The sequence below is a fragment of the Prauserella shujinwangii genome (genome assembly GCF_003001955.1).
Lineage (GTDB): Bacteria > Actinomycetota > Actinomycetes > Mycobacteriales > Pseudonocardiaceae > Qaidamihabitans > Qaidamihabitans shujinwangii.
This window is the reverse complement of record NZ_PVNH01000003.1, coordinates 647555-655041: the sequence shown is the minus strand read 5'-3', so window position 1 is coordinate 655041 and position 7487 is coordinate 647555. Positions and strand designations below refer to the sequence as shown.

Genomic DNA, 7487 nt, shown 5'->3' with positions numbered 1-7487 from the left:
GGCTCCAGCGGCACCGCCGAAGCCAAAAAACAAGCCCTCGAAACCGCCGGCGTCAAAGTCGGCAAAACCCCCAGCGAAACCGCCGAACTCGCCAGAAAGCTGGTCCCCGACTCGTGAGCGGACCGTAGCCGGAGCACGTTCCTCGCACACGAGCCCGGTGTTCCGCGCCGGTGACGTCCGTAGTGTTCGAGTTCCGTACCGGTCGAGGACGGCGGCCGTCGTCCTCGACCGGTTCCACTCGTGCCGTTTCGCCGCTCACCGGTACCGGCGACCAGAAAATCTCTGTCCTCAAAGGACGTTCTGTGCACGCGTGTCCGCGATCTGTGGACGCGTGTCCGCGTCGCGCGGCGCAGGCACACGTGCGCAAGTCGCGGACACAGTGCATGGCGCGGAATCACCACGCGGCACTCACCCGCCGGACGCAGCACTCGCGTGTCCGCGCGGCTCAGCGGCTCAGCGCCGGTTCCGCGAGCCCGGGCAGGCTCAACCGGGGCCGTCCTGGCTGGCGCAACAGCCGCACGAGCCCGGCGCCGGTGAGGCTCAGCGCGGCGGCCACGACGAACGCGGCGCCGTACCCGTCGGAGGCGACGACGTGCCCGGCGAGCGCGACCCCGACCAGGCCGCCGACCGCCTTGGCCCCGTAGAAGACGCCGAAGTTGGGCAGTCCGGGCCGATCGCCGAAGTGTCCCGCGACGAGACCGGGCAGCAGCCCGTAGCACGCCCCGGCCGCACCGCCGGCGAGCGCGGCGCCGAGCAGGAGCAGCGGCGCCATCCCGCGCTCGCCCGCCAGCAGCAGGAGCGGCTGCGCCACTCCCCCCGCGTACAGGGCGACCCGCACGACCCGGCGCCTGCCGAACCGGTCGCCTGCCCAGCCCTCGGCCGTGCGCGTGACGCCGCTCGCCGTGGCGAGCACGGCGAGGGTGACCGCGCCGAATCCGGCACTCCATCCGCCGGCCGTCGCGAACACCGCCAGGTAGGCGATGTCGAACAGGATGACCGCCGCCGCGCACGTCACGGCGAGGTACAGCACCACCGACTCCCGGCATCGCACCAGCTCGGCCACCGAGTAGCGCCGGATCGCGGGCCGGTTGCCGCGCAGACCCGGGTTCACCGTCTTGTCGAGCGCCCACGCCTTCGGGTCGACATGGGCAGGCCACCAGTACTCGGGCGGGTCCCGCAGCACCAGGCCCGCGGCGCAGACCAGCACGACCACGGCGCCACCCGCGGCGCCGAGGAAGACCTCCAGCGACCCCGGCCCGGCCAGCGCCCCGGCGAGCAGCACGAACGGCACCGCTCCGTAGGCGAACGCGCCGCTCACGAACGCCGTCCGGCCGGGCCGCTCCGGGTACCACTTCGCGACCACACCGAGGCAGGTGCCGTAGATCAGGCCCGCGCCGATGCCGCCCAGCACCCCGTGGTTGAGCAGCACCACGAGGAACCCGCTCGACCCACCCAGGGTCACCAGCCCGGTGGCACACAGGGCCGCGCCGACGAGCATCGTGGCGGCGGGAGGCAGGCCGAGCCTGCTCCGCAACCGCGCCGCCGGGTACACGGTGCCGCTCTGGCACAGGATCCACACGGCGAGCACCCAGCCGCTCTGGGCGAGGCTCCAGCCGTGGGTGGTGCCGAGCACGGGCATCAGCGCGCCATAGCCGTACTGCCCCACGCTGGCGACCAGCATCGCGGCCCACGCCGCCCACAGCATCGAGGCTCGTGACCGTCCCAGCAGGTCACGGTCGGTCTCGCCGACGCGGTAGCGCCGGCCGTAGAAGTCACGGACCTCCCGCACACGCGGGGCCACAGCCGGACCGGACATACAGCCACCCCTTTTTTGCATACAGTATGGAGTAGCCAGTATGACAGGTCTGCGCTGTGATGTCGACCACAGGAAGGCCAGCGTTCCGGGCCGATCAGGAGCGGGACCAGGCCACCCGCATCCACTGCGCGGCGAGCACCGCCATGCCGATCGTCGCGATGACCATGCCGATCCCGGGTCCACTGCCCGCGGCGCCACTGGCGCCCGACGACTGCTGCGACCAGATCGCCAGCACGCCGTCGACGAACGCGAACCAGCCGCCGACCGCGCACACCCACGCCAGCCACCAGCGCCGGGTGGCCAGAGCGAGCGCGGTCGCCAGGATGCCGAAGGCCGTCGAGGTCACCGCGAACAGCTGCGGGATCGCGTCGTCCTTCCCGGCCAGCACCTGCCAGCCGACGTGCCCGCCCGCCCACGGCAGCAGCAGACCGACGATCAGCACGAACGCCAGCAGGGACAGCACGAACCCGCGACGCCCGAGCTCAACCGTCTTGACCGCCCTGTTCACCGCCTCGTCGACGTCGGCCGCCAGCTCGCCGAGGTCGCCCCGGTCGTCTCCGTTCGCCCCGCTCACAGCGCGCACCCTCCGCTACCGGACGAGACCGCCTCCGCCCGCGGCGCCCCGAAGGACGGCAGCCCGAGCGCCACACCGCTGGTCCGGGGCCGCAGGCCCGCCTCCGCGTTGTCGCCCGCGCGCGTCCGCCGGTGGGACAGCAGGTCGCCGTCGGCCACCAGGTGGTGCGGCGCCGCGTAGGTGACGGTGGTCTCGACGATGTCCCCGGGGCGCACGGTGCCGTCCACGGCCGCGCCCGCCGGGGTGAAGTGCACGAGCCTGCCGTCGCGGGCCCGGCCGCTCATCCGCCGGGTCTCGGCGTCCTTGCGGCCCTCCCCCGTCGCGACGAGCAGCTCGACCTTGCTGCCGAGCAGCTTCTTGTTCTCCGCCCAGGCGATCTCGTCCTGCAGCGCGACGAGGCGGTCGTAGCGCTCCTGCACGACCTCCTTCGGCAGCTGGCCCGCCATCTCGGCGGCCGGAGTGCCAGGGCGCTTCGAGTACTGGAAGGTGAACGCCCCGGAGAACCGGGCCTGCCGGACGACCTCCAGGGTCTGCTCGAAGTCCTCCTCGGTCTCCCCGGGGAAGCCCACGATGATGTCGGTGGTGATCGCCGCGTCCGGCATGGCGGCGCGGACCCGGTCCAGGATGGACAGGAAGCGGGAGGACCGGTACGAGCGCCGCATCGCCTTCAGCACGCGGTCCGATCCCGACTGCAGTGGCATGTGCAGCTGGTGGCAGACGTTCGGCGTCTCGGCCATCGCGTCGATCACGTCGTCGGTGAACGCCGCCGGATGCGGCGAGGTGAACCGCACCCGCTCCAGACCGTCCACCGAACCGCACGAGCGCAGCAGCTTGCCGAACGCGAACCGGTCTCCGAACTCGACGCCGTAGGAGTTGACGTTCTGCCCGAGCAGGGTCACCTCCAGCACCCCTTCGGCCACGAGCGCCTCCACCTCGGCCAGGACCTCGCCCGGCCGCCGGTCGCGCTCCTTGCCCCGCAGCGAGGGCACGATGCAGAAGGTGCACGTGTTGTTGCAGCCGACGGAGATGGAGACCCAGCCGGAGTACGCCGACTCGCGGCGGGCGGGCAGCGTCGAGGGGAACGTCTCGAGCGACTCCAGGATCTCGACCTGCGCCTGCGCGTTGTGCCGGGCCCGCTCGAGCAGCACCGGCAGCGACCCGATGTTGTGGGTGCCGAACACGACGTCGACCCACGGGGCGCGCCGGACGATCTCGCCACGGTCCTTCTGGGCGAGGCAACCGCCGACCGCGATCTGCATGCCCGGGTTGTCCGCCTTCGCCGAGCGCAGGTGCCCGAGGTTGCCGTACAGCTTGTTGTCGGCGTTCTCACGGACGGCACACGTGTTGAACACGACGACGTCCGGCGTGCCGCCAGCGGCGGCGGGGACGTAGCCCGCGTCCTCCAGCTGCCCGGCGAGCCGCTCCGAGTCGTGCACGTTCATCTGGCAGCCGAAGGTGCGGATCTGATAGGTCCGGGTCACCCGTTCTCCTGGTCGCGCGCGTTGCGTTGGTGCACCGTCCAGGGTAGGCCCCGCCGCGACCGGCGTGTGCGTCGGCCGCCCCCGGCACCCCCGAAACCGCACCTCAGCGCGCGTCCCGGGGCGGGAATGGATAAAGTTCGGCCACCTCGGCCCCGGACCGCGTCCGAGGACACCTAAGGTTGCGGTTTGGCCGACGAGCCGTGCGGAGGTTGCGGAGAGGTGTTAAATCCCCCGTGTCGCCGTGACGCCACGCGATCCGAGCAGATCACCGTGATGGAGGTTAGATGACGACCACCACGACCACGCCGCCGATGATCCGGGCGAGCGCGGTGAACAAGTACTTCGGTGACCTGCACGTCCTCAAGGACATCAACCTGGAGGTGCCCCGGGGACAGGTCGTCGTGGTGCTGGGCCCCTCGGGCTCCGGCAAGTCGACGCTGTGCCGCGCGATCAACCGCCTCGAGCCGATCAACTCGGGCGAGATCGCGATCGACGGCAAGCCGTTGCCCGCCGAGGGCAGGGCGCTCGCCGCGCTGCGGGCGGACGTGGGCATGGTCTTCCAGCAGTTCAACCTCTTCGCGCACAAGACGATCGTCGAGAACGTCACGCTGGGACCGACCAAGGTCCGCAAGGTCCCGGCCGCCGAGGCCCGCAAGACGGCCATGGAACTGCTCGAACGGGTGGGCATCACCGACCAGGCGGAGAAGTACCCGGCCCAGCTCTCCGGCGGGCAGCAGCAGCGCGCCGCCATCGCGCGGGCGCTGGCGATGAAGCCGAAGGTGATGCTGTTCGACGAGCCCACCTCGGCCCTGGACCCCGAGATGGTCCAGGAGGTGCTGGACACGATGACCGGGCTCGCCGACGAGGGCATGACGATGCTCGTCGTCACGCACGAGATGGGCTTCGCCCGCAGGGCCGCCCACCGGGTCGTCTTCATGTCGGACGGGGAGATCGTGGAGGACACCACCCCGAACGAGTTCTTCACCGCGCCGAAATCCGAGCGCGCCAAGGACTTCCTTGGCAAGATCCTGACCCACTGACAATGGTCGGCGACATTCACGTCGCCACAACCGGAAACAGGAGAGATGCACATGAAGATCCGCACCCTCGTGGTGGGATTGATGGTCTCCGGTCTCGCCCTCACCGCCTGCGGCAAGGAAGGTTCGCCCACCGGCTCGGGCAGCGGAGACGGCGGCGACGGCGGCGCGCAGCTGCCGACCTACGAGGTCGCGCAGGACGTGAGCGTCGAGGGCTCTCCCACCTTCGCCAAGATGCAGCAGAGCGGTGGTCCCATCGTCGGTGTCAAGGAGGACCAGCCCGGCCTGGGTTACAAGGACCCGACGACCGGCGAGTACAGCGGCTTCGACATCGAGATCGCCCGGCTGGTGTCCGCCAAGCTGGGCTTCGACCCGGAGAAGATGCAGTACAAGGCCGTGCCGTCAGCAGGCCGTGAACAGGCCATCGTCAACGGCGACGTGCACTACTACGTGGGCACGTACACGATCAACGACAAGCGCAAGGAGCAGATCAGCTTCGCCGGCCCGTACTTCGTCGCCGGCCAGGGCCTGCTCGTCGCGAAGGACAACAACGACATCCAGGGCAAGGAAGACCTCCAGGGCAAGAAGGTCTGCTCGGTGAGCGGCTCGACCCCCATCCAGCGGGTTCGCGAGGAGAACCTCACCCAGGACAGCAACATCGTCGAGCTGCAGACCTACTCGCAGTGCGTCACCCAGCTCACCCAGGGCCAGGTGGACGCCGTCACCACCGACGACGCGATCCTGAAGGGCTACGCCGCCCAGGAGCCCGACAAGCTGAAGGTCGTCGGTGACACCTTCTCGGACGAGCCGTACGGCATCGGCCTGCCGAAGAACGACAAGGCCCTGCGGGACAAGGTGAACGACATCCTGCAGGAGGCCATGGACGACGGCACGTGGCAGAAGATCTACGACGCCACGCTCGGCAAGTCCGGCGCCTCCGCCGAGATGCCCACCATCGACCGGTACTGATCCGGCACGCCCGGCCGGCGGAGGCTCCGTCCCCGCCGGCCGGGCCACCCGGTCCCGCCCGTACCACGCTGCATCGAGGGAAACATGGAAGTCCTGCTGGACAACCTTGACCTGTACGGTCCCGGCTTCCTCAACACCATCAAGCTGTTCGCGCTCTCGGCCGTCGGCTCGCTGGTGCTGGGAACCGCGCTGGCCATGCTGCGGGTGAGCCCCGTCCCGGTTCTCAGGGCGGCGGGTACCACCTACGTCACCCTGTTCCGGAACACACCGCTGACGCTGCTGTTCTTCTTCTTCGTCTTCGCATACCCGCTGCTCGAACTCGTGCAGCTGTCGTACTTCCAGGCGGCCGTGGTCGCGCTCACGCTGTACACCACGGCGTTCGTCTGCGAGGTCGTCCGCTCGGGCATCAACACGGTCCCGGTGGGCCAGGCCGAGGCGGCGCGGGCGGTCGGCCTGACGTTCGGGCAGACGCTCGCGACGATCGTGCTGCCGCAGGCGACCCGGTCCGTCGTGCCGCCGATGATCAGCACGATGATCGCGCTGCTGAAGAACACCACGATCGCCGCAGGCTTCTCCGTGGTCGAGGCGGGCGCCATCCAGAACTACCTGTCGGAGCGGGGCTACAGCGTCCTGGTCGGTCTGTTGTGGGTGGCGCTCGGGTTCGTCATCCTCGTCATCCCGCTGACGCAGGTGCAACGTGCACTCGAGAGGCGATGGAAGGTGGCCCGATGAGCTCGGTGCTGTTCGACGTCCCGGGGCCGAAGGCGCGGGTGCGGCACAACGTCTACGCCGTGCTCGGCGGATCGGCGATCGTCGCCCTGCTCGCCTTCATCGTCTTCCAGTTCGCGAAGGCAGGCCAGTTCGACGCGGACATGTGGGAATGGATCCAGTACGAGCAGGTCCAGCTCCAGCTGGTGGCGGCGCTCGGCAACACGCTGCGCGCGTTCGCCGCGGGCGCGGTGCTGGCACTGCTCTTCGGGGCGATCTTCGCGGCGGGCAGGCTCTCGGACCACGCGATCTTCCGCGTGCCCTCGACGATCATCGTCGAGTTCTTCCGGGCGGTACCGCTCGTCGTCATGATCTTCTTCTTCCACTACGGCCTCAGCCTCGGTGCGCCGTTCTACTCGGTCGTCATCGGGCTGACCCTCTACAACGGGTCGGTCCTCGCCGAGGTGTTCCGGGCGGGCATCCTGTCCCTGCCAAAGGGACAGAGCGAGGCCGCGTATGCGGTGGGCATGCGCAAGTCGCAGGTGATGCGGCTGGTTCTGCTGCCGCAGTCGTTGCGCGCGATGCTGCCCGCGATCATCAGCCAGCTCGTGGTGCTGCTGAAGGACACCGCACTCGGCTTCCTCATCACGTACGAGGAGCTGATCCGCGAGGCCCGTTACCTCGGCGGTATCGCGGAGTTCGGCAGGCCGTTCATCCCCGTGGCGATCGTCGTCGGCGTCGTCTACATCGCCATGTGCCTCGCGCTGACCGCCCTCGCCAAGTACCTGGAAGGCCGCAACCGGCGCAACAGGAAGGCACCCACCGAGACACCGAAAGACGCCGACGAGAAGGTGCTCACCCACGAGCCCATGGGCTGAACCGTCCCGGCTGGCCGGGGCGCG

At 69.8% G+C, this 7487-nt stretch carries 7 protein-coding genes and 1 pseudogene; 5 read left to right on the top strand and 3 right to left on the bottom strand.

All coding sequences use genetic code 11. The features are described from left to right. Positions 1-117 (top strand): annotated as a pseudogene (locus B0I33_RS09775) (succinate--CoA ligase subunit alpha); the annotation flags it as partial. A 328-nt stretch (positions 118-445) separates the two neighbouring features. Here the strand turns inward: B0I33_RS09775 and B0I33_RS09770 are convergent. The 3 genes from B0I33_RS09770 to miaB all read right to left on the bottom strand — a co-directional run bounded on the left by B0I33_RS09770 (position 446) and on the right by miaB (position 3871). Further along, on the bottom strand, positions 446-1816 hold the full coding sequence (locus tag B0I33_RS09770; RefSeq protein ID WP_106178215.1) for an MFS transporter: 1371 nt from the start codon (positions 1814-1816) through the stop codon (positions 446-448). 94 nt (positions 1817-1910) lie between these two features. Further along, positions 1911-2390: an Rv2732c family membrane protein gene (locus B0I33_RS09765; protein ID WP_106178214.1), complete on the bottom strand. Its 480-nt coding sequence runs from the start codon at positions 2388-2390 to the stop codon at positions 1911-1913. Beyond that, entirely contained in the window at positions 2387-3871 is a 1485-nt protein-coding gene (gene miaB, locus B0I33_RS09760; RefSeq protein WP_106178213.1) for a tRNA (N6-isopentenyl adenosine(37)-C2)-methylthiotransferase MiaB, read from the bottom strand. Before miaB ends, B0I33_RS09765 begins: the two co-directional genes overlap by 4 nt. A gap of 284 nt (positions 3872-4155) precedes the next feature. Here miaB and B0I33_RS09755 point away from each other — a divergent pair, with 284 nt between their 5' ends. The 4 genes from B0I33_RS09755 (at position 4156) to B0I33_RS09740 (ending at position 7463) form a co-directional block, all read left to right on the top strand. Then, positions 4156-4911, top strand: a complete 756-nt coding sequence (locus B0I33_RS09755; RefSeq protein ID WP_106178212.1) for an amino acid ABC transporter ATP-binding protein — start codon at positions 4156-4158, stop codon at positions 4909-4911. Between the two features lie 51 nt (positions 4912-4962). After that, positions 4963-5877, top strand: coding sequence for a glutamate ABC transporter substrate-binding protein (locus tag B0I33_RS09750; RefSeq protein ID WP_106178211.1), 915 nt, complete (start codon positions 4963-4965; stop codon positions 5875-5877). An 84-nt stretch (positions 5878-5961) separates the two neighbouring features. Further along, positions 5962-6609, top strand: coding sequence for an amino acid ABC transporter permease (locus tag B0I33_RS09745; RefSeq protein ID WP_106178210.1), 648 nt, complete (start codon positions 5962-5964; stop codon positions 6607-6609). Beyond that, a complete protein-coding gene (locus tag B0I33_RS09740; RefSeq protein WP_106178209.1) occupies positions 6606-7463 on the top strand; it encodes an amino acid ABC transporter permease in 858 nt (285 codons plus the stop codon). The genes B0I33_RS09745 and B0I33_RS09740 overlap by 4 nt, the downstream gene beginning before the upstream one ends. Positions 7464-7487 lie beyond the last annotated feature (24 nt).

Bases quoted from the DNA above. Each gene is read 5' to 3' on its own strand.
- B0I33_RS09745 (WP_106178210.1), top strand. From the start codon at position 5,962: ATGGAAGTCCTGCTGGACAACCTTGACCTGTACGGTCCCGGCTTCCTC.
- B0I33_RS09755 (WP_106178212.1), top strand. From the start codon at position 4,156: ATGACGACCACCACGACCACGCCGCCGATGATCCGGGCGAGCGCGGTG.
- B0I33_RS09740 (WP_106178209.1), top strand. From the start codon at position 6,606: ATGAGCTCGGTGCTGTTCGACGTCCCGGGGCCGAAGGCGCGGGTGCGG.
- B0I33_RS09770 (WP_106178215.1), bottom strand. From the start codon at position 1,816: ATGTCCGGTCCGGCTGTGGCCCCGCGTGTGCGGGAGGTCCGTGACTTC.
- B0I33_RS09750 (WP_106178211.1), top strand. From the start codon at position 4,963: ATGAAGATCCGCACCCTCGTGGTGGGATTGATGGTCTCCGGTCTCGCC.